Genomic DNA, 24587 nt, shown 5'->3' with positions numbered 1-24587 from the left:
GGGGATCTCCCCGCGTCCCGGCCGCCGCGGATGAACGGGGCATCCGGCCCCTTGGAGCTCTAAAGCTTCACGTCGACGCCCGCGGCCGCGACCCAGGGCGCCGTCTCAACGAAGCGCTCGAACGCCTTCAACGCCAAAGCTGCCTCCTTCTTCGTCCAGCCCGCGCCATCGAGAATTCGCAACTCGATCCCAGACGCGGCGCTCGACGTCGTTCCGGTGGTGAAGTCGGTCTGCTTTGTTCCTTGAACGCCGCGATTCATCGCCACAAAATGATCAGCCATGACCGTTGCTCCTGTTCAGTGAAGAGCCCGGACGCGATTGCCGATCGGCAGAAAGCCGGCCGGGATCAGCGGTCGCGCGATATCCTGGATTGCGCGCATCCAGTCACTGCTGCGCTTCGCACGCGCGCTCTGCAGAGGCGTAACAGACACGGTGACCTGCCGCTCTTCGTTGCTCTTGGGGTCGACGACGTCGATCTGATATTTGATCATCTTCAAAATCCCTTTGCTTCGCCCTTGATGCCGCCCGCGATCACCACGGATGCTGTCATCATCAGGCGGACTGCCTCAGCCTCGTTCGCCAGAAAACGCTTCGCAAACGCCGGATCGTTAATCTGGCGATTGCGCCAGTCGGTGACCATCCGGTATTCCTCCTTGCTGACGCCGGCGCCTTCCAGCGCCTCGCGGACTACGTCATCCGAGAGGCCCAGGCTCCGCATCCATGATGCGCCTTCGGCGAGCAGCTTTGATTGACCGTCGGGGATCGAGTCGGCACCGAGGACCACGCCGTTCATGGCGTTCTCGATCTCGTCACCGCCCTTCCCCAGGACGCTGTGCAGATCGTTCCACTGCTGCGTCGCTGCGACGTCGCCGGAAAGCAGCTTTGAGCCGAACTCCGCGTTGGTGGTGAGTGCATCGATCTGCGCGCGCGCATCCGCCGCGGTGACCGGCGCTTGGGCTTGGTCAGTCATGCGGCCTCCGAAGTGTGTGATTTGATCGCGTCAAACCGATCGCGCAGGAGCCCGACGAAGTACGCGCCGGCCCGCCGAAAGACGACGGGCGCGGCTTCGATGCTGGGCCGGTCGTATGCCAGCGATGCGTGGGGTGGTCGTGCGCCAGGCAGAAAGGCGTTCGGCAGACCGTGCTTGAACATCTCGCCGGCCAGGAGTGCATCGATCGCCACCGGGTTCGCGATGCCGCCGACCATGATGTCCACCGACTTGAAGTCGATCGGGTGCGGAACGATGCCGGTCGGGAATTTGTGTTGCAGTTCCTCGGCCAGGGTGCCGAGCTCGACGCGCAGCTTAGCCGCCTTCTCGATTAGGCCGGATAGCTCCACGCCGACGCGGGTCCACTCCTCCGCCGTTGCTGCAAATTCTCGCAACTGCCGGTCGCGCACCGCCGCGTGCTCGGCGAGCTCAGCCTCGGCGTCCTGTCGCAGCGCCAGTCGCAATGCCGCTTGCAGCTCGGCCACAGCTGTTCTGGCTGCCTCGATCCTGGATCGGTGGCCGGCCAGCTTGTCCGCCGCGCCTAGCTTGCGCTCGGCAGCATCGAGCGCGAACTCGGCGACCTCCTGCTCGAGCTCATTCAACGCGCCCAAGGCGCAATCCAGTTTCTCCTGGACGGCTGGCGCGCGCCGGGCCGACGCTTCGACTTGCGGCAACGGGTTCTCTGCGGCTTGCTCGCCGGACTTCCTGCGAAACATGCTGATGATCCTCACGCTGCTTCGTTGCGGTGCTGGTTCGGTTGCTTGGCAGCGAGCGCGTCTTCGATCAGGTTCGCCAGAAACTGCGATACCGGCCGGCGCTCCTCCGTTGCAGCGGCGCGGATTGCGTCCGCAAGCTCAGCCTTCGGCCGGAAGCTCAGATGGGGTTTCGACATTGGTATTCTCCGTTGTGGACGTCACCATCTCCTGAGGACGTTCGGCCAGCAACGCACCGAGTGTCCGCTTTGTCCGAAACTTGGGACGGGCGCGCCTGGTCCAGCGCGAGCGCATTCGCGCCGCCAACTCGGGATCCTCCACAAACTCGATCCGTGCGATGCCCAAGGCCAGCGCGCCGAGCATCGCTTCCAGCGACATGGGGCCCAGGTTCTTGATGGGCTTTGGCGCGAGCAGCTTGCTGGTGTAGCCATCCTGCAAGCCGGCTATGCCGTCGATTGTCTGATGTGTCAGGCCGAGCTCGTCGCGTCGCCGGCGCAGCATGTCGACGAGCTCTTCGCGGGTGGTGATGATCCGGGGCACCGCAGCAGAGCCGTTAGGAGGCTCTCGGGCCGCCTCAGACTCGGTGGCCGGCGCCGGAGGTTGCTCTGATGCCAGATCAACACGCGCCGCACGGGCGACCTTCGCACGCTCAAACTGCGGGGAAAGACTGAGGCACCCAGCGCGCCAGCGCTTTCTCTCCCGGCTGCCGACGTTGGTCGAGAGCGTGGTCTGTTCCTCGATCTCTTCGAGAAGGTCCAGATGCTCACTCACCGCGAACACTCCCCGTCTGCAATCGGCGCATCTGTCGACGAAAGGTTTCGGAGAGGACGCCGCCAATTTTCGGAGGCCGCCGCGAAATTGGGATGACACGTCGATTATGGAGCGCGCGCGGGATTTCCCCCCTACCCCCCTCGATCCTGGAATTCACCAGGCCAAACCATGGCATCTGACAGGCGATCCGCCGGCTCTCTCGCGCGCGCGTCAGCTTCCAAGAGTGCTGAAGTTCATGAGAGAGCGCGCGCGAAAACCCCTTCCCGATCGACGCCACATGATTGGGACAAATCGGACGGCAATTGCGGTCGGACAGCGCAATCAATGCGTTGGCGAACAACTGCGATGCATACCGCGATATCGGGAAGCGCATGGGAAGCGCCCCAGCCGGTCGCGAGCACGACCGTAACCGGTTATGCCGTCGACCAGGCTGGTGCCTAATGCACCGCCGGCCGGCGCCAACCTTGGCGTTACGGCACGCGTGCCAACAACGAGCTGCTTTTCCCCTTCTTGCGTCCCTTCCCTTTTTCGGGTCGCCGGACCGACGGGCCCACCGGCCCAAGGCGGGGCTGCGATCCGCCCGGGGTATAAGGGGAGAAAGAAGCAGGGGGATCGCAGCGGATCGCAGGCGGATAGAAGGTTGATCGGTATGGGGATCGCAGGGGGATCGCAGGGTGTTCCGAACGGATCGCAGGGGGATCGCAGGCATGGTCAGGCCTTCCTCGCGATGCATTTGGTGCCCTTAGACTTCGGACCATAGGCGACGTTCTCGATAGCGCCGGTCGCAAAGAGGCGTTCCTGTGCGGCCTGGAATGCGCGCCACGTCATCCCGCCAGCCTGGGGCATCTCTGCGAATGTCTTGGGCGCGTAGCCGCGGCCTGGAGCGTGGCAGACGTGGCGGCCCTGCGCGGTGATGGCGTCCAGGCATTCAAGGTAGCGCTGCTCGGCGCTGGCGTGCGCCGCGGCCTGGTGCGGGGCGCTGGCCGTGCCCTCCATGACGAAGCAACCATCCTCCCACTGCAGCTTCACCTTCTCGCCGGTGGGCCCGTAGTTCGATTTCTTCACCTCGAGCACGCGGCCGGTGCTGCCGCCGTCTGTCTGCACAGTCTCGAGATGCAGGCGCGCCCGGGTCGCGTTCTGCCAATCCATGCTGCCGCCGCGGCCGGTGCCGCTGGTGATGCCGGACAAGCTGGGATGGTCGAGGAGCAGTACCGAGCAAGCGCAGTTCTGGGCCAGCCGCCGAAAGAGGCTGACAAAGGTGCGAGCGCTGACGCGGTCGTTTTGATTGCCGCCGAATGTCGCGGCGATGCTGTCGACCACGATCAAAACCGGCCGGATTTGTCCTGCAGCAGTCGCTAGCGCCTCGAACAGTGGCGTGGGGACCATGACCCCGTCGGGCCGTGACACAGCTAGCAGGCAGTTTTCCGGGCTGGCGAAGTGGAAGTGCAGCCCCTCGATCTCGTCCGGATTGAGGCCGCGCTTCTCGGCGACGCGGACCAGCCGCCGACGCATTTCGTGGTCCGGCTCTTCGGCGCTGAAAAAGATCACGGGCCCAGCCTCTACGGTGGTGCCGAGCCAGTCACCGAGGCCACAGGCGACGGAAACGGCAAGTTGCAGCGCCACCGTGGTCTTGCCGCCGCCGCCGTCGCCCGAGAGGATCGTGGCGTCACTCGCAGGGATCCGGCTTGTGGCGAGCCAGCGCATGCGCAGCAGCGCGACGCCGCGCCACGCCGACGGACTGACAAGTGCCAGCGACGCCGGTGCGACCCCAGGGTAGGCAGGCCTGCGCGCGTCAACCGACGTCACCTCCGGCCCCGTCGGCTCACCATCACCGAAAGCTTCGAAGGAATCTACGGGTGGCGCCTCGTCGTGTGATGCGGCTTCACCCCTGAAGCCAAGGTCCTCGAAAACCTGGAGGGCCATCGCCCGATTTGCGGCGGTGAGCATTATGCGGCCTCCACCGTCTCGAGCAGCGACGCGGCGTCATCAGGGTGATTGCGGAGCCATCCGGCCAGCCGGTCAGCATCGCCCAGGCTCGCCACGTAGCGGAAGGCATCGACAGTTGCCTGGGATGTACGGCGCTGCGGCTTCTCGATGGCTGTGACCTGCAGCACTGGCGGCATTTCGCCCGTCCAGCGCCAGCGGTCGCGCGGATCGGCAAGCTCCCACTGCATCAACAATTGCGATGCATAGTCGGACGGCAGGTCCTCGATCGGCGCAAAGGCCTCGCCCATCCGCCGCTGCACTTCGTCCTGTCCCAGATCGTCAAGGTAGCCGGCGGCTTCCGCAAAGATTTGCAGAATGTCCACCGCGACCTGCTTCTCGACCCAGCCCTCGTCGACGAACCACCGCTGCGAGGCGCAGCATCTTGCAAATTCTTCAGCGGCACTCACTCGACGCCATCCTTATCGATGAGGCCCAGTTCCTCCGCTCTCACCACGGCCTTGCCAATTGCGTTGTGCAATTCGCGGAGCCGCCGCACGCTCACGGCGATGCCCTTCGCGGAAGGCTTCAAGCATCCGTCGCGGTGCATCACATATTTGCGGAGGTCGACGAGATTGGTACCGTTGAAGGTCTGCAAATTCACGATGAGCGCGTCGTGCCTGCGGTTAATCCAACCCTTGAAGATCTCGACCGGTTCGGCGAGCTCGGGGCGCTTCACCATGATCAAGCCGCCGTCTCGATACGACGCGAAGCCTGCCAGCGGCGGTTCTCTGCCACTGTCACCCCTACCCGGCGGGTCGACAAACGAATGAATGCCGGTCCCTTGCCGCTGGCAACAAGGCGCTGTCCGGTGCTGCGAGAAAAACCATTAAGCAGGCACCACTCTTCGAAAGACATTACGCGATCGTCGTCCACGATGAACCTCCCTGAGTGCTTCGATGCGTCAGGGGTATTCGTCAGAAGCCCGGCGTTCACCGTAAAATAACTCAGCCCTCGGTCTTATCCTCGTCGTCAAGCCAGCCCGCCTCTCGAGCCCTGACTTTCGCGTCACGAAAAAGCTGCCTAACCCTCTCCAGCTCGGCGCGTTCGATCTTTTCTGGTGAAAGGCCAAAGTAGTGTTCGGCATACCAGCGGTAAAACGCCTCCCTCCCCGCGTCCGGATTGCCGAGATGCCAGGACTGCTCGAGGGCAACTAGTTCCGCGCGCGTAAAGTAATCTGATCGGATCGATGCCTTCTTCCCTCCCGGCTTCGCCTGCGCAGCCTTTGGCGGTGTAGTGACCAGCTTTGAAGGCGGCCTGCCCATCACGCGGCGCCCACGATTTCCAGCAGGTGCGCCTCCCACTTCTGAAGCGCTTCCGCGATCTCTGGGCCGTAATCGTGATGGTCATAGACGCCGCCGATTCCGGACTTGTGACCGGCATGGTTCAGCACCAGCTCGGCCACATGCGGGAGGACGCCGAGCTTCCCCATGCGGGTGCGGACGGTCCGGCGGAGATCGTGCAGCCGCCAAGGCGCCAAAGCCCTGCCTTCGGCCGCGGTGATGCGCCCGCTGAGTGCGAGCGTGTTGTAGGACCACGCGTTGAAGCCGTTTGCGCCGCCTCCGAATAGCGTATCGCGGCTGTTACGCCGTGCGATCGACTGGACGATCTCAAGCGCGGTCGGCACCAACGGGAGTTCGTGCGCCCGCTTTGCTTTGGTTCTCTCCCTTGGCAGCACAAGCTTGCAGTCGGCGAGATCTAGTTCATCCCACCGCAGGCCGCCGATTTCGTCACGACGACAGGCGGTCAGCAATAGAAGCCGGACGATCTTCCCGAAATCGTCGTCCAGACAATTGCGCCAGATGATGCGGATCTCGTCGTCGTTCAAAACGCGATCTCGAGGCTCCTTGCCGCGGATCGGGTTCTCCGTCCCAATCACCGGGTTGGCCTTAGCCAGCCCTTGGCGCATGCACCACGAGAAAAATGCAAGGAGCGCGCCGCGCGCCCGTGCGGCTGACGTCGGCCCGTGGTCCCGAACCAGGGCGCGCAGAAGGATGGCGACCTCCTCGAAGCTGACCTTGCTGACCGGCTTCCGTTGGATGGGCTGGCAGTGCCGCCGCAGGTAGCGCTCCTCGGCGATGTAGGTGTTCGGCCTCACTCGCGGCTTCTGCGCTTCCAGGTACAGTTCCACAGCTTTTTCGAAGGTCTGGGCATCGGCGGCTTGGTCGACCCGCCGCTTCTCCTCCTCCGCGTCAGGGTCGATGCCGAGCTCGATCTGCGCGAAACGCTTCCGGGCGATGCCGCGGGCGTCCTCCAGGGTGACCTTTCGAACGTCCCCAAGGCTCTTGCGGCGCTGCTCAATCCCGACGCGGTATTGCACCACGTAGGACGCCTTGCCGGTCCTGAGACGCACGCCAAAGCCCGGCAGGTCCGGGTCCCATGCAATGTGGTCGGCCTTGCCGGCCGGCAGGCTGAGGCGCCGGACGTAGGTGTCGGTAAAGCGGATGCGATCGTCGGCAATCTTGAGCATGGGAAGCAGTCCATCCTTTTTGGGAAGCACGGGGGACGCAAACCGATGACCAATAGTGACCGCGTGTGAAGGAAGCCGCCACGTGCTTCTTGGCCTAAGCCGTTGAAAACTGTGGATTTTGAAGCGTCGTGAACGCTTCTGACCGGTGAGGCTATCTGTTAGCCGGAGATCGACAACACATGGCCGAGCCCCGAGATGAACATCGCGTCATTGACGGGCGTCGTAATCGCATCGCGCCGCCCGGTGAGCAGCGCTGTGGCGATCGCACGGTTGTCACCTTCGAGCGTGGCGCGGATGCGGGCGTCGATCGCATCGCGCAGGCCTTGCATGAAGGCCGCATAGCGCAGCCGCAGGCCGCCGGCATCGGGCGGGATTGAAGCCGTGATCGTGCCCATCACGAAGCCGGAGGCGCCGATGCCCTGAAAGAACATGTCGCGCGAAAAGTCATAGCTGCCGGGGCGCACCGGCGAGAGCGGCGGCATCAGCCGGGCCTTCATTTGAACGAAGCTGCCGACCTCGGGCGCAGTGCCCTTGCGCACCGACAGGCGGACGCGCTCGAGCTTGACCTCGCTGCGCTGCGCTTCCATCGCCGTGACGCGCAGCACGAAACGATCGGTGCGCTCGCGGATGTCGCGGGCCTCGACGAAACCCGACAGCGACACCGAATAGAGCGGTTTTGCCAGCACGGGGTGGGCGATGCGCGCCGTCTTCCAGGTCGCCACGGCAAAGCCGGAAGCGACCGCCGCGATCATGATCGCCGGCGCAAACAGCCGGCTCCGCCGCAACAGGATCGCGCCAAACGTGAGCGCGATCGCCGTCGCGGCAACGACCCACAGCACCGGCTCATGATCGGCGGCAAAATAGAGTGCGATGCCACCGCCAAAGGCGACAGGCACCCACGGCAACAGTCGCCCGGCGCCGGCTTCGGCGCGGGCCCATTCGCGCAGCGTCTCGACGATGGCCGGCCAGGCTCCAAAGCCCGCCGGCGCGAAGCCGCCGGCTGGCGCAGCGCGACCGACCGGCCACGTCCCGGCTATCCCCTGGGACCGTGCTGGCCGGCCCGGCTCCGCCATATCCCTGCACCCTACGCGACGCGATTGCCGCCAAGGCTACCGGAACGTGCGGCCGCGCGAATAGCGGCACAAATCGAGAACGAAGGGAGCCTCCCCCTACTTTTCCTCTTCCATGGTCACAGCGACATCCGCCTTGGCCGACAGCCGAACCTTGTTTCCCTCGACACCGGCGACGAGCCCCTTGTCGATGAAATGATGATGGCCCTTGTGGCTGCCCTCGCCGCTGTCCTTCTTGGTCAGCTTGATGCGGTTGCCCTCGACCTTGTCGACGGTGCCCACATGGACGCCGTCGGCGCCGATGACTTCCATATGCTCTGCGATGTCTTGCATGGTGAACTCCTTCAATGGAGCTTCCACAACGCGGGAGACGATCTTTCGTTCATAAGCGGCAGCTCGGCCTAATTCCAGTTGCATGCTTGACGCAGGATGCACTTCATGCGCAACTAAAAATTGCAACAAAAGTCCGCGCATTTCCCCTCCATCTTGATCCTCATGACCATATGACGAAGCGTTACATTTTCCTCAGTCTCATTCTTTCATTTGTGAGTGTTACGATCGCGCGTGCTGACACACAGACCGAAGAGAGACTCTCGGATAGACTGAAGAGGGCTCAAGAGCGAACTCCAGGCACTTCTCTCGTCTTCATGCACGCACGCCTGATCGAAGAGAGTTCACGCGTGCCGATGTGTCAGGACATCTGGGTCACGGTGGTTTCCGACAAGGGCGAAAGTAATACGTTCGAGGTCGAGAAAACGCCGAGGCTGTTCGGTCGTATTCTTAGCGGCGCGTCATATGGAGCGGTAGCTGTGCTGGCCCCCGGGACATACACCTTGCAAAAAGTGGGTTGCACACAGCCAAGCGCCGGTATCGAACTCAAGGGGGATTTTGCCCGATTTCGGATTGGAAGCAACGAGATCGTCAATATCGGGTCCTTCTTCATCGACTATAACTTCGTCCCGACACCACTCTTTGGAAGGCGCACATTTAATGCCCGGACCAAAGTGGAGCCCTTGAGTAACGAGGCCAGGACCAACCTCGCGGAACGCCTGCACGTTACTTTTCCAAAGGCCATAACGCGGTATATGACACCGAATCCGGCTACATCCGGAAACAACGCCGCCCCCTCTACCGGACAGCCTGCTAGATCAGCGGCGCCTTCGCCGAAGCGTGGTGATTGACGATCTTCCAGTCGCCATCCTCAGGGATGATCACCCAGCTCATCTTAACGACGAGATCGGGGCGTTCGCCGGCGAGGTCGAAGGTGATGGTCGCACCCATGTTGATGAGATCAGGACCGGCCTGTGCTGCTTTGACCTCGGAAAACGTCGCGTTCGGCTTGCGCCAGCGCGGCAGGCCGTTGAAGTAATCGACAACGCCGCCCCTGCCCCGATAGAGCTTTGGGTTCGAGCCGAAGAAGAAAGCGTTCTTCGAATAAAGCCCGGACAGCGCAGCCGCGTCGAGCGTCGCGAAGCCGGCGCACCATTTCGCGATGATGGCGGAAACGATGGCGTCGGCTTCCCCGCTCATATGCGCATCACCCTTTCGCGACTTCCTTCGCGAATGTATCCCGCAGGCCGATGGTGCGTGAGAACACCGGCTTGCCCGGTTTCGAGTCCTTGTCACGGACGAAATAGCCCTGGCGCTCGAACTGCATCGGCTCGGTCGCATTGCTCTCCGCCACCGACGCTTCGATACGGGCGTCGGGCAGGATCTCCAGCGAATTCGGATTGAGATCGGCCGCGAAGTTCGACGCGTCCGGGCTCGGATTTGAGAACAGCTGGTTGTAGATGCGGATCTCCGCCGGCACCGACGTCACGGCCGGCAGCCAGTGCATGGTCGCCTTGACCTTGCGTCCGTCGGGCGCGTTGCCGCCCTTGGTCGCGGGATCATAGGTGCAGCGCAGCTCCACCACCTCGCCCTTGTCGTTCTTGATCACGCCGGTGCACTTGACGAAATAGGCGTAGCGCAGCCGCACCTCGTTGCCCGGCGACAGGCGGAAGAACTTCTTCGGCGGGTTCTCCATGAAGTCGTCCTGCTCGATATAGAGTTCGCGGCCGAACGTGATTTTCCGCGTGCCGGCGGACGGGTCATCCGGATGGTTGATCGCCTCGAGCTCCTCGGTCTGCCCTTCCGGATAGTTCTCGATCACCACCTTCAGCGGCCGCAGCACGCCCATGCGTCGCTGCGACGTGCGGTTCAGCTCCTCGCGGATGCAGAACTCGAGCATGCCGACGTCGACCACGCTGTTGGCCTTGGCGACGCCGATGCGCTTGACGAATTCGCGCAAGGCCGCCGGCGGCACGCCGCGGCGGCGCATCCCCGCCATGGTCGGCATCCGCGGATCGTCCCAGCCTGCGACGTGGCCGTCGCGGACGAGCTGGGTCAGCACGCGCTTGGACAGCAGCGTATAGGTCAGGTTGAGCCGCGCGAATTCGTACTGGTGCGGCTGTGACGGCACCGGCAGCTTCTCGATGAACCAGTCATAGAGCGGCCGGTGGTCCTCGAACTCCAGCGTGCAGATCGAATGCGTGATGCCCTCGATCGCGTCCGACTGGCCGTGCGCATAATCGTAGCTCGGATAGATGTGCCACTTGGTGCCGGTGCGCGGATGGTGCGCGTGCAGGATGCGGTACAACACGGGGTCGCGCAGATTGATGTTGCCCGCGGCCATATCGATCTTGGCCCGCAGCACCCGCGTGCCGTTCGGGAATTCACCGGCCTTCATGCGGCGGAACAGGTCGAGGTTTTCGTCCACACCGCGGTCGCGGAACGGCGAGTTCTTGCCGGGCTCGGTCAGCGTGCCGCGCGAGAGGCGGATCTCCTCCTGGGTCTGGTCGTCGACATAGGCGAGCCCGTCGCGGATCAGCTGCTCCGCCCATTCGTACAGGCGGTCGAAATAATCGGAGGCAAAGAACAGGTTCTTGCCCCAGTCGAAGCCGAGCCAGCGCACGTCGGCCTGGATGGAATCGATATATTCCTGCTCTTCCTTGACCGGATTGGTGTCGTCGAAACGCAGATGGCAGCGGCCCGGAAACTCCTGGGCGATGCCGAAATTAAGCGCGATCGACTTGGCATGGCCGATATGCAGATAGCCGTTCGGCTCCGGCGGGAACCGGGTCACGATCTCCCTGTATTTGCCCTGGTCGAGGTCGGCCTGGACGATGTCACGAATGAAATCGCGCCCAACCTCAGCTGCCACCGGTTCTGTCATTACGAAAATCCTGTCGGGAAATCAGCGGTTCTTCTGCCAAATTCGGGAGCCTGAGCCAAGAGCTTAAGCAGGCCTCAAGCGGGGCTTGGCAGATCCGCCGACGGGCTTTGTTTATGTCCCGTTCCTGCTATACACCACCGCCTCCAAAGCATAGGCCCTGCCAAGAATGACCAATTCCGTCGTCACGCGCTTCGCTCCCTCGCCGACCGGCTTCCTCCATATCGGGGGCGCCCGCACAGCGCTGTTCAACTGGCTGTACGCGAAAAAGCACGGCGGCAAGATGCTGCTCCGGATCGAGGACACCGACCGGGAGCGCTCCACGGAGGCGGCGATCGGCGCCATCCTCGACGGTCTGAAATGGCTGGAGCTCGGCTGGGACGGCGAGGTCATCTACCAGTTCAGCCGCGCCGCGCGCCACCGCGAGGTCGCCGAGCAGCTGCTCGCCGACGGCAAGGCCTACCGCTGCTACGCGACCGCCGAGGAGCTGACCGCCATGCGCGAGAAGGCGCGCGCGGAAGGGCGCACCCGCCTCTATGACGGGATGTGGCGCGACCGCGATCCAGCGACCGCGCCAAACGACGTCAAGCCGACCATCCGCCTGCGCGCACCGCAGACCGGCGAGACCGTGATCGAGGATCAGGTTCAGGGCCGCGTGGTCTGGCAGAACGAGAACCTCGACGACCTCGTGCTTTTGCGCGGCGATGGCAACCCGACCTACATGCTCGCGGTGGTGGTCGACGATCACGACATGGGCGTCACCCATGTGATCCGCGGCGACGATCATCTGATCAACGCCGCGCGCCAGAAGCAGATCTACGATGCGATGGGATGGGCTCTGCCGAGCATGTCCCACATCCCCCTGATCCACGGCCCGGACGGCTCGAAGCTGTCCAAGCGCCACGGTGCGCTCGGCGTCGATGCCTACCGCGCCATGGGATATCTGCCGGCCGCGCTACGCAATTACCTCGTCCGGCTCGGCTGGAGCCATGGCGACCAGGAGATCTTCTCGACCGAGGAAATGATCGCGGCGTTCGATCTCGCCAGCGTCGGCCGCGCCGCCGCCCGCTTCGATTTCGCCAAGCTGGAGAACCTCAACGGCCACTACATCCGCCACGCCGACGATCAATCACTCGTGAAGATGTTCGAGGACGTGCTCGACCATCTCGTGCCCGCACGCGACGAGCTTAAGGCCAAGTTAAACGACACCACGCGCGCGCAGCTTCTCAAGGCCATGCCGGCCCTAAAGGAGCGCGCCAAGACGCTGATCGAGCTGATCGACAGCGCCTATTTCATCTTCGCCGACCGGCCGCTGGAGCTCGATCCCAAGGCGCAAGCGCTGTTGACGCAAGAGAACCGCAAGCTGATCGGCCAGCTTCATTCCGCGCTGGAGAAAGTCGAGACATGGAGCGGCGCCACCACGGAGGCCGCGCTACGCGCTTTTGCCGAGGAAAATAGTCTCAAGCTCGGCGCGGTCGCCCAACCCTTGCGAGCCGCGCTGACCGGGCGGACGACGTCGCCTGGTATATTTGAGGTTTTGGACGTCCTGGGACGCCAGGAAAGCCTCGGCCGGCTTAAGGATCAGTCCAAGGACCAGACTAAGACGTAAGTCGAGCATGCGTGCGGTGATCTTGCAGCGCACACAGCAATAATATACCCATCTCCCCCGTACCTTCTGGAACATCCGGCCTGCCCCATCATCTCGCAAGGGGGCCTCCGGCTCCGGCCCGCTTCACATTTCATCGGGGACCTACGATGGACGCAAAACCGAGCAATAAGACCGCTACGCTGACGGTCGGAAACAAGAACTACGATCTCCCGATCCACAGCGGCAGCGTCGGGCCTGATGTCGTCGATATCGGCAAGCTCTACGGCCAGTCCGGCCTGTTCACCTACGATCCCGGCTTCACCTCCACCGCGAGCTGCCAGTCGAAGATCACCTATATCGACGGCGACGCGGGCGTGCTGGAATACCGCGGCTACCCGATCGAGCAGCTCGCCGAGAACGGCGACTTCCTCGAGACCTGCTATCTCCTGCTGTTCGGGGATCTGCCGACCGCCGCGCAGAAGAAGGATTTCGACGACCGCGTGACCCATCACACGATGGTGCACGAGCAGATGGCCCGCTTCTTCCAGGGCTTCCGCCGCGACGCGCATCCGATGGCGATCATGGTGGCCGCGGTCGGCGCGCTCGCCGCGTTTTATCACGACTCCACCGACATCAACGATCCGAAGCAGCGCATGATCGCTTCCATGCGCATGATCGCCAAGATCCCGACGCTGGCGGCGATGGCCTACAAGTACACGGTCGGCCAGCCCTTCGTGTACCCGAAGAACTCGCTCAAGTTCGCCGAGAACTTCCTGCACATGTGCTTCGCCGTGCCGTGCGAGGACTACAAGATCAACCCGGTGCTGGCTGATGCACTGGACAAGATCTTCATCCTGCACGCCGACCACGAGCAGAACGCCTCGACCTCGACGGTGCGCATCGCCGGCTCGTCCGGCGCCAACCCGTTCGCCTGCATCGCCGCCGGCATCGCCTGCCTGTGGGGTCCGGCGCATGGCGGCGCCAACGAGGCCGCCCTCGCGATGCTCGCCGAGATCGGCTCCGTGGACAAGATTCCCGAATTCATCGCCAAGGTGAAGGACAAGAATTCCGAAGTCCGCCTGATGGGCTTTGGTCATCGCGTCTACAAGAACTACGATCCGCGCGCCAAGATCATGCAGAAGATGTGTCACGCCGTGCTCAAGGAGACCGGCCATGGCGACGATCCGATGCTGAAGGTGGCGCTCGAGCTCGAGAAGATCGCGCTCAGCGACCAGTACTTCATCGACCGCAAGCTCTACCCGAACGTCGACTTCTATTCGGGCATCACGCTGAAGGCGATGGGCTTCCCGGTCTCGATGTTCACCGTGCTGTTCGCGGTCGCCCGCACCGTCGGCTGGATCAGCCAGTGGAGCGAGATGATCGAGGACCCGCAGCAGAAGATCGGCCGTCCGCGCCAGCTCTACACCGGCGTCACCCGCCGCGACTACGTCGCGATCAAGGATCGCAAGTAAGATCCAAGCCGATACGGCTTTCGAAACGGCGCCATCGCAAGATGGCGCCGTTTTTGTTTGAGCCTTGTAGGGTGGACAAAGCGCAGCGTGCCCACCGTCTCTCCGCGACCGACCAAGACATCGTGGGCACGCTTTCGCTTTTGCCCACCCGACGAGACCGTCGCCCTATCGCCGCACGCTCCGCATCGTCGCCAGCACGATGTCGGCGGCGAGCACGCTCGGTGACTTGTTGCCGGTCGACATGATCTGATCGAGTTGGCCAAAGGCCTCGACCTGCTGCCTCCGCAGCGGCGAATCCGTCAGCACCTCAGCGAGTGCCGGCGCCAGCTTCTCCGGCGTGCATTCCTCTTGCAGGAACTCCGGAATGACATCTCTGCCGATCACGAGATTGGCAAGGATCACCGAGGAGACGCGGATCGCGCGGCGCAGGATGAAGGCCTCAAGTGCACCGACGCGGTAGGCCGTCACCATCGGAATACCCGACAGTGCGAGCTCCAGCGTCACCGTACCGGATTTGGCCAGTGCCGCACGCGCGATCCGGAACACGGCGCGCTTCTCGTTTTCGCCGGTCACGACCCTTGGCTTGATCGGCCAGCTTGCGATGCCTTCGCGGATCGTGGCTTCGAGATGCGGCATGGTCGGCAGCATCAGTTCGAAGGCGTGGCCTTCCGCCTGCAAGCGGCCGAGCGCCCCGCCAAACACCTCGAGATGGTGCCTGACCTCGCTGCGGCGGCTGCCGGGCAACACCAGCAGCACCGGCGGCTCGCCATCGCGGCGCGTCTGCTCCTCCGCGTTCGGCCGCAGCGAGGCCAATTGCTCGATCAGGGGATGGCCGACATAGCTGCAGGGCGGTCCGCCGAGCTTGCGGTATTCCTCGGGCTCGAACGGCAGGAGACCGAGCACATGGTCGACATAACCGAGCATGGTCCGCGCCCGCCCCGGCCGCCACGCCCAGAGCTGCGGCGAGACGTAATCGACGATCGGGATCGCAGGATTCTTCGCGCGCACGCGGCGGGCGACGCGATGGGTGAAGTCGGGGCTGTCGATGATGACGAGCGCATCCGGCGCGGCCTCGGCCACGGCGTCGGCCGTCTCGCGGATCAGCCGCAGGATCTTCGGCAATTGCTGCACCACCGCGGCGAAGCCGACGATCGACAACTCCTCGATCGGAAATAGCGATTCCAGCCCCTCGCGCGCCATGGTGCGGCCGCCGACGCCGACGAACTGCACGCCGTCGCCGAGGCGCTGGCGCAGCACCTTCATCAAGGCGCTGCCGAGCCGGTCGCCGGATTCCTCCGTGGCGATCAGGAAGATCTTGCGCTGGGGATCGCGCGACTGCATCACGCCGGCAGACCGATGATGAAGAGATATTTCGCGTCCGCGAGGGCGATCATTGCCTGCGGCTCGGCGGCGATGGTGTTGCCGGCGATGACGGCGATACCGGCAAGGCCGGCCTTGGCGACGCCTTCGATGGTGCGCGGACCGATCGTCGGCAGGTCGAAGCGCAGATCCTGGCTGCTCTTCGGCGCCTTTACCAGCACGCCGCGGCCGGCGGCGGCGCGAATGCGCCCCTCCTCGCGCAGCCGCGCGACGCGTGCGAGCAGCGCATCGGTGCCCTCGATATCCTCGACCGCCACCACATGGCCGTCGATCACCACCGCAGCCTGACCGATGTCGAACGGACCGAGCGCAGTCAGCACCGCGCGTCCGCGCGCAATGTCGGTCTTGCTGTTGTCGTTCGGCCAGGCGCGGCTGATGCAGCCCTCGGGCATCAACAGATCGGGTGCGAGGTCCTTGATGCCAACCATGCGAAAGCCGTCCTGCTCGAGGATGCGGCCGACGCCGGACAAGAGATGATCGTCGCCGCCGCGAAAGGCGCGGATGACATTGCCGAGCAACCGCATCGTCTTGACATCGAACCGGATCTCGGAGAGCGAGGGTCGCACCAAGGTGCCGATGAAGATCAGGTCGCGGCAGCCCTCCTCGCGGAACAGTCGCATCGCGCGGCCGAGCTGGCCGACCGAGATCCAGCGATGGCGGAATTTCTCCACCCGGGCGGGATCGCAGGCCCCGCGCAGCGGAAACAGCACCGGCGTGATGCCGCGCGCGGCAAGCGAGTCGGCGACCGCGAACGGCATCGCGCCGCCGCCGGCGACGATGCCGACCGGCGATGAAATGTCCGACGCCGCCGATGTCATGTCCGCGGCCATGTTCGAAATCACTTCGCGATGGCGGGAAGACAGAGCGGGCGCTTGCCCTTGCCGATGAAGTCGAGGATTTCGGCGATCGCCGGATCTTCGCCTGCGAGCGGCCTGGACGCCTCTAATCGCTCGGCGAAGGTGCCTGAGCCATGAAAGAGCTTTTGATAGAACCCGCGCACCGTCGCAAGCCGCTGCTTGGTGAACTTGCGCCGCTTCATGCCGATCAGGTTGAGGCCTTCCAGCGCCGCGTATTGGCCGTTGACCAGCCCGAACGGGATGATGTCGTCGCGCACGCCGCACACGCCGCCGACCATGACCTGCGGCCCGATGCGGGTAAACTGGTGCACTGCGGAGAGGCCGCCGATGAAGACGAAGTCGCCAATCTCGCAATGACCGCCAAGCGTCGCCGACGTCGCGAAGATCACGTCATTGCCGACATGGCAGTCGTGTCCGACATGGCTGCAGTTCATAAAATACCCGCGGTCACCGACCGTGGTGATGCCGCCGCCCGCGACGGTGCCGGCATTCATGGTCACGGATTCGCGGATGGTGCAGCCCGATCCGATCTGGAGCTTCGTCAGCTCGCCCCTGTAGCTGAGCGACTGCGGTGGCGTGCCCAGGGAGGCAAAAGGATAGATGGTGCAATCGTCGCCGATGGTCGTCTGCGCGGTGATGTGCACATGCCCGATCAGCTTGCAATTCGCGCCGATCACGACATTCGGGCCGATGATGCAATAGGGCCCGATCTCGGTGCCCTCGCCGATCACGGCGCCGTCCGCGACCCGTGCGGTGGGATCAATCTTGCTCATCAAGCAATCTTACTCGTCAAGAAGGTCTGGTTATGCGTTGAAGTCGCTCAGTTTTCCGGTGGTTAGCGCGACTATGCCCGATCTGTCCAGTGACGTATCATCTCTGCCTGTTTCAAGTGCCGGATGAGGCGGCCTTCCCGGCTCCTCAACAACTTCATGCGGAGCTTCAGCTTTCATGGTCAGGGCCCTGGCACTTCTGCTCGCACAGCTCGCGGCCGCACCGATCGTGTCCGAGACGGTCGAGACCGGAGAACGCCGCCGCATCGACCTTGCGACATTCGAATGCCGCGACATCAGCCGCAGCACGGTGCTTCAGCGTGTCTGCTACGACCGTGCGCAGCACGACCTCGTCGTCGCGACCGGCGGCAGCTATGCGCGCTATTGCGGCGTCGCGGCCGAGACGGCCGACCGTCTCCTGGGCGCGCCTTCCATGGGACAGTTCTTCAACCAAAACATCAAGCGCGAGGCCCCCGGTGGCCGCTACGATTGCGGCGGGTGAACCCGCCCGGCGCGACCCGCGTGCTGCTCAGTCCGTCAGCATGGCGCCGACGTCGGCCTCCGCAACCACCTGCCCGTTCACCTTGGCGTCGCCGTGAAACCACCACATGGCCTTGCGGCGGCCGAGCGAGCGCATGTGATACTCGATGGTATCGCCGGGGAGCACGGGCTTGCGGAATTTGCACTTGTCGATGGTGAGGAAATAGACCGCCCGCGGCTTGTCGGTGCCCTCGACCGACTTGATGCCGATCACGCCCGCAGTCTGCGCCATGGCCTCGATCATCATGACGCCGGGATAGACCGGTCGCTCCGGGAAATGCCCCTGGAAGGCCGGCTCGTTGAAGGTGACATTCTTGATGCCGATGCCACTGTAATCGGCGCGGATGTTGATCACGCGGTCGATCAGCAGCATCGGAAAGCGGTGCGGCAGCGTCTGGAGGATGGCATTGATGTCCACCAGCTCGAACTTAACAGGTGATTCCTCCGTCATTCCCGTCCCTCGTCCTTCGGATCAGCCCTGCTGTCGCGTACCAGGCGCTCCACCGCGATAATTTCCTTGAACCACTGCTTGGTCGGCTTGGCAAAGAAGCCACCCCAACGACCGTTCGGCGGGATGTCGTCCTTGACGCCGCTCATTGCGGTGACCTGGGCTCCGTCGCCGATCTTGAGGTGGTTGTTGATACCAACCTTTGCTCCCAGCGCCACGTTGTCGCCGATCGTCAGGCTGCCCGCGAGGCCGATCTGGGCCGCCAGCAGGCAGTGCCGGCCGATCGTGACATTGTGACCGATCTGGACCTGATTGTCGATTTTGGTGCCCTCGCCGATCACGGTGTCGCGCAAGCTGCCGCGGTCGATCGTGGTCCCGGCGCCGACCTCGACGTCGTTCTGGATCAGCACCCGCCCGGTCTGGGGCACCTTCAGATGGCCCTCAGGGCCGAAGAAGATGAAGCCATAGCCGTCCTGGCCGATCGAGCAGCCGGGATGGATCAGCACGTTGTTGCCGATCAGGGCGCACTGGATCGCGGTGCGCGCCCCGACGTTGCAGTCCCGGCCGATCTTGACGCCGGGCCCGATCACCGCCCCGACGCCGACCACCGTGCCGCTGCCGATCTCCACATCCGGGCCGATCACGGCCAGGGGATCGACGATCACGCCGTCCTCGAGCCGGGCCGAGGGATCGATGATCGCCGACGGCGCGATGCCGTCATTGCCGACCCAGGATTGGGGCCTCAGCGCTTCGCCGTGCCATTCCCGCGCGATCCTGACGAAGGCCCGGAACGGCTGCGCCACCCGCAGCACGGCCACATGCGCCGGCACCTGCGCCTCGAAGCGCGGGCTCACCAGGCAAGCGCCGGCCTTGGTCGACTTGAGCTCATCGGCGTATTTGAGGTTGTCGAAGAACGCCAGATGCATCGGGCCCGCTTCGTCAAGCGAAGCAAGGCCCGTGATGATGTGGCCGCCCCTGGCGGGATCGACCAGCTGCGCCTTGGTCAGCGTGGCAATGTCAGCCAGCGTTGAGGCAGGCGGCTTTGTGAAGAAGGTCGGCTGCGCCATTCCACCCCGTCGCGGTCCGGCTTCGGCATGAAGCGGTCGAGCCGCATCATGCTCCATCTCTTGGATTGGCACGATCCCTATCGGAAACCGGCTCCAGTGATCCGGATCGTGCCGTGCTGATCGAATTAGAACGAAGTGCCGCCGCCGAACCGGAACTCCTGCGTGCGGTCGTACTTGCCCTTGCTGAGCGGCACGGCGTAGTCGAAGCGCAGCGGACCGAACGGCGATTGCCAGATCAGGCCGACACCGACCGACGAGCGGACGACCTTGCTGTCGTCATAGACGAGGCCGGTACAGGTGCCCGCCGACGACGGATTGACGGTCGAGGGGATGCAGCCCGGCACATTGACTTCATTCGTGCCGCCGACACCCGTCCAACTCGTCGGTCCCTTATAATCGTAGAGGCCGCCTGCGTCGGCATAGACCGCACCCTTCAGACCCACTTCCTTCGGCAGGAACCAGAACGGCATCTGCAGTTCGAGCGAAGCGCCCCAGTACTTGGTGCCACCGAGCGCGTCCTGCGAACCGAACGGGTTCAAATCGCGCGGGCCGATGCCGTTCGGGGCAAAGCCGCGGACGAGGTTCGAACCCATCTGGAAGTGATCGAGCATGCGCAGATCGCTGCCGATCTTGTTCAGCATGCCGCTCTGCACGCGGATGAGGCCGACGATGTCGGACACCAGCGGAGCATAGTACTTCGCATCGACGACGGACTTCAGGTAGGAGACGTCGCCGCCGACGCCGGCGAAATCCTGACGGAAGTCGACGAGCAGACCATCGGTGGGGTTCTTGTTGTTGTCCAGCGTGTTGTAGGTCAGCGTATAGCCGAGCGCCGAGGTCAGGGTCTTGCCGTTGGCAAGCTCCTTGCGCACCGGCAGCGAGGCTTCGCCGTCGCTGTAGCAGCCGAGGCCGTTGGTCGAGCTGAGATCCGGAACACCGCCATTGGCATTGACGAAGGCCGGGCTCGGGTTGAAGGACGAACCGGCGTTGTTGTTACAGTTCGCCAGGTAGTACGGCAGCGTGATTTCCTGCTGGTAGATCGAGTAGCGCAGCTGCAGCGCCAGATCTTCACGCAGGGAGAAGCCGAGGCGCGGCGAGAAGCCGAGCGTCTTGGTGCCGTAGGAGATGTAGCTGTTGGACAGCTGCTGGCGCTGATAGAGGTCGAGGCCGAGCGCGACGCGGTAGTCGAGCAGATATGGCTCGACGAACGACAGCGAGTAGCCGCGTGCATATTGGCCATAGGTCACCGACGCCTTGGCGAACAGACCGCGGCCAAGCAGGTTGCGCTCGGAGATCGAGACTTCGGCCAGCGCGCCGTCGGTGGTGGAGTAACCGCCCGAGATCGAGAAGTCGCCGGTCGATTTCTCTTCCATGTCGACGATCAGGACCACGCGATCGCTCGACGAGCCGGGCTCCGTCGTGATCTTCACGCTCTTGAAGTAGTCGAGGTTCTTCAGGCGCCGCTCGGCGCGGTCGACCAGGGCGCGGTTGTAGGCGTCGCCCTCGGAGATGTCGAACTCGCGGCGGATCACGTAATCGCGGGTACGCGTGTTGCCGCGCAGGTTGATGCGCTCGATATAGGTGCGCGGACCTTCGTCGATGTTGAACACCACGGAGACGGTGTGCGCCTCGAAATTGCGGTCACCGCCGGGCCGGACCACGGCGAAGGCATAGCCGCGGCGCGAGGCCTCGATCTGCATCTCCTCGACCGATTTCTCGACCGATTCAACGTTGTAGAGCGAGCCGACATTGACGCGCGAATAGGCACGCATCGAGGTGGGATCGAAGTTCGGAATGCTGGAACGGAAGTCGAGCGCGCCGACGCGGTACTGCGATCCTTCCTCGATCTTGAAGGTGACGTTGAAGCCCTTCTTCTCCGGATCGTATTCGGTGAGCGCGGCCACCACCTGGACGTCGGCGAAACCGTTCTTGAGATAGAAGCGGCGGATCAGGTCGCGGTCGGCTTCGACGCGGTCGGGATCATAGATGTCACCGCTGGCAAGGAAGCTCAGCAGGTTCGATTCGCGGGTCTTGATGACGTCCCTGAGGCGGTAGGACGAGAATGCGACGTTGCCGACGAACTCGATCGACTTGACGCCGGTCTTGGCGCCCTCCTCGATCGTGAAGACGAGGTCGACGCGGTTGTTCGGCTGCTCGATGACCTCGGGCGTGACGCGCACGTCATAGCGGCCGGACCGGCGATAGATTTCAGCGATTCGCAGCGTGTCGGACTGCACCATGGCGCGGGAGAAGGTGCCGCGCGCCTTGGACTGGACTTCAGTGGTGAGCTGCTCGTCCTTGATCTTCTTGTTGCCCTCGAAGGCGATCCGGCCGATCACCGGATTTTCCACCACGGAGACGACGATCTGGCCGCCGCCGCCGCGGTTGATTCTCACGTCCTGGAACAGGCCGGTCTCGATCAAGGCCTTGAGGCCGTCGTCGATGGCGCCTTGATCCAGGCGGCCGCCCGGACCCGGCTTGAAATAGGAGCGGATCGTCTCCACCTCGACCCGGCGATTTCCTTCAACGGAAATCGACTGCACGGTCTGAGCAAGCGCAGACGAAGACACAAAAACAGCCCCGACCGGGGCAATCGCCGGCGCGCCGAACATGATCAGGGTTGCGAGCAAGCCCCCCCGGAGTCGCAGTCCAAACTTCATCGCGCAACGCGCCCTTATCATTCCGAGCCAGACCCAACCCCAACGCCGGTCTGGAAGATTCCCCAAGTTCAGGCCGCTTGTAGCCAATTTCACCGACGCCGCAAACGGCCGAAAGCGTCGTAATTTCAATTTCATTCCAAGACGTTGCTCATCAGCAACGCCACAAAAAAGCCGCCATCAGGATGCCGCCATCCGCAGGATGTCGTTATAGGTCGCGAACACCATCAACATCAGCACCAGGCCGAGCCCGATTCGGAACCCCATCTCCTGAGTCCGCTCGGACAGGGGCCGGCCGCGGACGACCTCCGCCGCATAGAACATCAGATGGCCGCCATCGAGCAGCGGGATCGGGAACAGATTCAGCAGGCCGATCGACACCGACAGCACCGCGCAAAGGTTGATCACGAACTGGAACCCGGCGCTGGCCGCCTGCCCCGACATCTTCGCGATGCCCAGGACGCCGCTGACCTCGTTGGGATTGCCGTTTCCGACGAACAGCGAGCCCAGGAACTTGAAGGTGCTGGTGATGATGAACCAGACCTGCTCGACCCCGATCTTGAGCGCCTCGCCGATGCCCACCGGGGCGGTCGAGGCCTCGCCGGCCTGCGATTTGTGCTCGACGCCAAGCACACCGAGGCGGTGGCTGTTGCCGAACGGATCCTTGCGCTCGAGCAGCGCCGGCGTCGCGGTCAGCGAGACGATGGCGCCGTCCCGCTTCACCTGGAAGGCAAGCGCCGAACCCGCATTCATCGCAACGATTCGCTGCATGTCGGCAAAGCTCTCGATCGGCTTGCCGTCGATCTGGACGACGACATCCCCGATCTTGAAGCCGGCCGCAGCCGCGGCGCCATCGGCGACGACGCCGTCGACGCGCGCGATCGTGCTCGGCTTGCCGTAATACAGCGCCATGCCCGCGAAGATCAGCGCGCCCAGGATGAAATTGGCGATGGGTCCGGCCGCGACGATGGCGGCGCGCGGGCCGACCTTCTTGTGGTGGAAGCTGCCGGCCCGCTCCTCGGTCGTCATGGCCGCGAGCGTCTGGGCCGACGGGGTCGAAGCCTCGCTCTCGTCGCCGAAGAACTTGACGTAGCCGCCGAGCGGGATTGCGGAGATCTTCCAGCGGGTGCCGTGGCGGTCATTGAAACCAACCAGCTCAGGTCCGAAACCGAGCGAGAAGGTCAACACGCGAACGCCCGCCCAGCGCGCGACCAGGAAATGGCCGAGTTCATGGAAGAACACGACGATCGTCAGGACGAACAGGAAGGGAACCGCGTAGCCGAGGAGCCCATGGCTCAACGTATTGAAACTATGGACAAAAAAGTCGATCATCGAATTCCCTCATCCAGCGCCGCAAGGCCCTGGCCCCGAACCATCTAGGATGCCTTTAAGGCAATTTGAGGCAATAGGGCGGCAGCTCTATTTCGAGCAACATGGTCAACAGAGATTGCATCATCGGCGGACGTCAGCGGCGCCTGGTTCCCGCCGCGGATCCAGTCGTCCAGTGTAGCCTCCACCAGCCGGGCAATCGCGCCGAACCGGATCTTGCCGGCGATGAAGGCGGCAACCGCGACCTCGTTGGCCGCATTGTAGACGGTGGTCGCCCCCTTCCCGGTCCGGAGCGAATCGAAGGCCAGCCGTAGTCCGGGGAAGCGCTCGAAGTCCGGCGTTTCGAAAGTCAGCTGGCCGATCTTGGCCAGATCCAGCTTGGCCGCCGGCCCCTTGATCCGGTCGGGCCAGCCGAGGCAATGCGCAATCGGGGTGCGCATGTCGGGGGCGCCGAGCTGGGCCATCACGGAGCAGTCGGAGAACTCGACCATACCGTGGATGATCGACTGCGGATGCACGAGGACGTCGATCTCGTCGGGCGCGAGCGCGAACAGATAGGACGCCTCGATCACCTCGAGCCCCTTGTTCATCATCGACGCCGAATCGATCGTGATCTTCTGGCCCATGCTCCAGTTCGGATGCTTCAGGGCCTGCTCGAGCGTGGCCTGCTCGATGTCGGCCGGCTTCCAGGTGCGGAACGGACCGCCCGACGCCGTGATGATGACGCGGACCAGTTCATCGCGATTCCCGGACGCCAAGGCCTGGAACAGCGCATTGTGCTCGGAATCGGCCGGCAGGATGCAGGCGCCCGCCTTCGCGGCGCGCTGCATGAAGAAATCACCGGCGCAGACGAGGCATTCCTTGTTGGCCAATGCCACATGCGCACCGCGATCGACCGCCGCCAGCGCCGGCTTCAACCCGGCAGCACCGCTCACGGCCGCCATCACCCAATCGGCCGGACGCGCGCCGGCCTCGATCACTGCGCTTTCGCCGGCGCCGCATTCGGTGCTGGTCCCGGCCAACGCGGCCTTGAGCTCGGCGAGCTTGGAGGTGTCGGCGATCGCGACGTAGCGCGCGGAAAACTCCTTCGCGAGCTTTGCCAGCGCTGCGACATTGCTGTTTGCGGTCAACGCCTCGACGCGGTAGCGCTCGGGCGAGGCGCGCAGCAGATCCATCGTGCTGTCGCCGATCGAGCCGGTGGCGCCGAGGACCGTGACGCTGCGGACGCTGGACGCCGCAGCCTTGTTGTTACGCAATGGGACCGCGCTCATAT

Annotated in this window: 27 protein-coding genes and 1 pseudogene; 4 read left to right on the top strand and 24 right to left on the bottom strand. The window is 63.9% G+C overall.

Going from position 1 to position 24587, the window contains the following annotated elements; all coding sequences use genetic code 11:
* Positions 1–59: 59 nt before the first annotated feature.
* From AABA84_RS31530 to AABA84_RS31465, 14 genes and pseudogenes are all read right to left on the bottom strand, one after another.
* Positions 60–281: a hypothetical protein gene (locus AABA84_RS31530; RefSeq protein ID WP_338314066.1), complete on the bottom strand. Its 222-nt coding sequence runs from the start codon at positions 279–281 to the stop codon at positions 60–62.
* 15 nt (positions 282–296) lie between these two features.
* Positions 297–491 carry a hypothetical protein gene (locus AABA84_RS31525; protein ID WP_338314065.1) on the bottom strand — a complete coding sequence of 65 codons (195 nt, stop codon included), beginning with the start codon at positions 489–491 and terminating at the stop codon, positions 297–299.
* 2 nt (positions 492–493) lie between these two features.
* Positions 494–970, bottom strand: coding sequence for a hypothetical protein (locus AABA84_RS31520; RefSeq protein ID WP_338314064.1), 477 nt, complete (start codon positions 968–970; stop codon positions 494–496).
* Positions 967–1704 (bottom strand): hypothetical protein, encoded by a 738-nt coding sequence (locus AABA84_RS31515; RefSeq protein ID WP_338314063.1) that lies wholly within the window; start codon positions 1702–1704, stop codon positions 967–969. The genes AABA84_RS31520 and AABA84_RS31515 overlap by 4 nt, the downstream gene beginning before the upstream one ends.
* Positions 1705–1715: 11 nt before the next feature.
* Positions 1716–1880, bottom strand: coding sequence for a hypothetical protein (locus tag AABA84_RS31510; RefSeq protein ID WP_338314062.1), 165 nt, complete (start codon positions 1878–1880; stop codon positions 1716–1718).
* Positions 1843–2472: a hypothetical protein gene (locus tag AABA84_RS31505; protein ID WP_338314061.1), complete on the bottom strand. Its 630-nt coding sequence runs from the start codon at positions 2470–2472 to the stop codon at positions 1843–1845. Before AABA84_RS31505 ends, AABA84_RS31510 begins: the two co-directional genes overlap by 38 nt.
* Before the next feature lie 711 nt (positions 2473–3183).
* Positions 3184–4419 (bottom strand): AAA family ATPase, encoded by a 1236-nt coding sequence (locus tag AABA84_RS31500; RefSeq protein ID WP_338314060.1) that lies wholly within the window; start codon positions 4417–4419, stop codon positions 3184–3186.
* On the bottom strand, positions 4419–4865 hold the full coding sequence (locus AABA84_RS31495) for a hypothetical protein (protein WP_338314059.1): 447 nt from the start codon (positions 4863–4865) through the stop codon (positions 4419–4421). The genes AABA84_RS31500 and AABA84_RS31495 overlap by 1 nt, the downstream gene beginning before the upstream one ends.
* The gene (locus AABA84_RS31490; protein WP_338314105.1) at positions 4862–5137 is read right to left on the bottom strand and encodes a transcriptional coactivator p15/PC4 family protein; all 276 of its coding nucleotides are present in this window, start codon (positions 5135–5137) and stop codon (positions 4862–4864) included. The genes AABA84_RS31495 and AABA84_RS31490 overlap by 4 nt, the downstream gene beginning before the upstream one ends.
* A 2-nt stretch (positions 5138–5139) precedes the next feature.
* On the bottom strand, positions 5140–5331 hold the full coding sequence (locus AABA84_RS31485) for a helix-turn-helix transcriptional regulator (RefSeq protein ID WP_140479925.1): 192 nt from the start codon (positions 5329–5331) through the stop codon (positions 5140–5142).
* A gap of 71 nt (positions 5332–5402) precedes the next feature.
* Positions 5403–5720 (bottom strand): hypothetical protein, encoded by a 318-nt coding sequence (locus AABA84_RS31480; protein WP_338314058.1) that lies wholly within the window; start codon positions 5718–5720, stop codon positions 5403–5405.
* A complete protein-coding gene (locus AABA84_RS31475; RefSeq protein WP_338314057.1) occupies positions 5720–6925 on the bottom strand; it encodes a tyrosine-type recombinase/integrase in 1206 nt (401 codons plus the stop codon). Before AABA84_RS31475 ends, AABA84_RS31480 begins: the two co-directional genes overlap by 1 nt.
* 161 nt (positions 6926–7086) lie before the next feature.
* Positions 7087–7998 (bottom strand): annotated as a pseudogene (locus AABA84_RS31470) (ComEC/Rec2 family competence protein); the annotation flags it as partial.
* 96 nt (positions 7999–8094) lie between these two features.
* Positions 8095–8328: a DUF2171 domain-containing protein gene (locus tag AABA84_RS31465; protein ID WP_212250921.1), complete on the bottom strand. Its 234-nt coding sequence runs from the start codon at positions 8326–8328 to the stop codon at positions 8095–8097.
* 86 nt (positions 8329–8414) lie between these two features.
* On the opposite strand from AABA84_RS31465, the gene AABA84_RS31460 reads away from it, so the two are divergent.
* Positions 8415–9176 carry a hypothetical protein gene (locus AABA84_RS31460; protein WP_212250920.1) on the top strand — a complete coding sequence of 254 codons (762 nt, stop codon included), beginning with the start codon at positions 8415–8417 and terminating at the stop codon, positions 9174–9176.
* On the opposite strand, the gene AABA84_RS31455 is transcribed toward AABA84_RS31460, so the two are convergent.
* Both AABA84_RS31455 and AABA84_RS31450 read right to left on the bottom strand, forming a co-directional pair.
* Entirely contained in the window at positions 9139–9525 is a 387-nt protein-coding gene (locus AABA84_RS31455; protein ID WP_212250919.1) for a nuclear transport factor 2 family protein, read from the bottom strand. The two genes, AABA84_RS31460 and AABA84_RS31455, sit on opposite strands and share 38 nt — an antisense overlap.
* Before the next feature lie 7 nt (positions 9526–9532).
* Positions 9533–11209 (bottom strand): glutamine--tRNA ligase/YqeY domain fusion protein, encoded by a 1677-nt coding sequence (locus AABA84_RS31450; RefSeq protein ID WP_212250918.1) that lies wholly within the window; start codon positions 11207–11209, stop codon positions 9533–9535.
* A gap of 166 nt (positions 11210–11375) precedes the next feature.
* Between AABA84_RS31450 and gltX the strand changes: the two genes are divergently transcribed.
* Both gltX and gltA read left to right on the top strand, forming a co-directional pair.
* On the top strand, positions 11376–12815 hold the full coding sequence (gltX, locus tag AABA84_RS31445; protein ID WP_212250917.1) for a glutamate--tRNA ligase: 1440 nt from the start codon (positions 11376–11378) through the stop codon (positions 12813–12815).
* Between the two features lie 146 nt (positions 12816–12961).
* Entirely contained in the window at positions 12962–14266 is a 1305-nt protein-coding gene (gene gltA, locus AABA84_RS31440; protein WP_038971464.1) for a citrate synthase, read from the top strand.
* 165 nt (positions 14267–14431) lie between these two features.
* Here the strand turns inward: gltA and lpxB are convergent, their stop codons facing one another.
* From lpxB to lpxA, 3 genes are read right to left on the bottom strand one after another with little or no spacing between them, the layout of a single operon-like run.
* Positions 14432–15610, bottom strand: a complete 1179-nt coding sequence (lpxB, locus tag AABA84_RS31435; RefSeq protein WP_212250915.1) for a lipid-A-disaccharide synthase — start codon at positions 15608–15610, stop codon at positions 14432–14434.
* Positions 15607–16464 (bottom strand): LpxI family protein, encoded by an 858-nt coding sequence (locus AABA84_RS31430; RefSeq protein WP_212251004.1) that lies wholly within the window; start codon positions 16462–16464, stop codon positions 15607–15609. The genes lpxB and AABA84_RS31430 overlap by 4 nt, the downstream gene beginning before the upstream one ends.
* A gap of 20 nt (positions 16465–16484) precedes the next feature.
* Positions 16485–17276: an acyl-ACP--UDP-N-acetylglucosamine O-acyltransferase gene (gene lpxA, locus AABA84_RS31425; RefSeq protein WP_212250913.1), complete on the bottom strand. Its 792-nt coding sequence runs from the start codon at positions 17274–17276 to the stop codon at positions 16485–16487.
* 175 nt (positions 17277–17451) lie between these two features.
* Between lpxA and AABA84_RS31420 the strand changes: the two genes are divergently transcribed.
* A complete protein-coding gene (locus AABA84_RS31420; protein WP_212250911.1) occupies positions 17452–17775 on the top strand; it encodes a KTSC domain-containing protein in 324 nt (107 codons plus the stop codon).
* Between the two features lie 27 nt (positions 17776–17802).
* On the opposite strand, the gene fabZ is transcribed toward AABA84_RS31420, so the two are convergent.
* The 5 genes from fabZ to dxr all read right to left on the bottom strand — a co-directional run bounded on the left by fabZ (position 17803) and on the right by dxr (position 24585).
* On the bottom strand, positions 17803–18264 hold the full coding sequence (gene fabZ, locus AABA84_RS31415) for a 3-hydroxyacyl-ACP dehydratase FabZ (RefSeq protein ID WP_028141522.1): 462 nt from the start codon (positions 18262–18264) through the stop codon (positions 17803–17805).
* Positions 18261–19328, bottom strand: coding sequence for a UDP-3-O-(3-hydroxymyristoyl)glucosamine N-acyltransferase (gene lpxD / locus AABA84_RS31410; RefSeq protein ID WP_212250909.1), 1068 nt, complete (start codon positions 19326–19328; stop codon positions 18261–18263). The genes fabZ and lpxD overlap by 4 nt, the downstream gene beginning before the upstream one ends.
* A 125-nt stretch (positions 19329–19453) precedes the next feature.
* Positions 19454–21988: an outer membrane protein assembly factor BamA gene (gene bamA / locus AABA84_RS31405; RefSeq protein ID WP_212250907.1), complete on the bottom strand. Its 2535-nt coding sequence runs from the start codon at positions 21986–21988 to the stop codon at positions 19454–19456.
* 177 nt (positions 21989–22165) lie between these two features.
* Positions 22166–23317, bottom strand: coding sequence for an RIP metalloprotease RseP (gene rseP / locus AABA84_RS31400; RefSeq protein ID WP_038949774.1), 1152 nt, complete (start codon positions 23315–23317; stop codon positions 22166–22168).
* Positions 23318–23361: 44 nt separating this feature from the next.
* Positions 23362–24585, bottom strand: a complete 1224-nt coding sequence (dxr, locus tag AABA84_RS31395; protein ID WP_212250905.1) for a 1-deoxy-D-xylulose-5-phosphate reductoisomerase — start codon at positions 24583–24585, stop codon at positions 23362–23364.
* Between the last annotated feature and the right edge of the window lie 2 nt (positions 24586–24587).

The organism is Bradyrhizobium sp. TM239 (assembly GCF_036247985.1).
GTDB lineage: Bacteria > Pseudomonadota > Alphaproteobacteria > Rhizobiales > Xanthobacteraceae > Bradyrhizobium > Bradyrhizobium ottawaense.
This window is presented reverse-complemented; position numbering and strand designations above follow the sequence as displayed.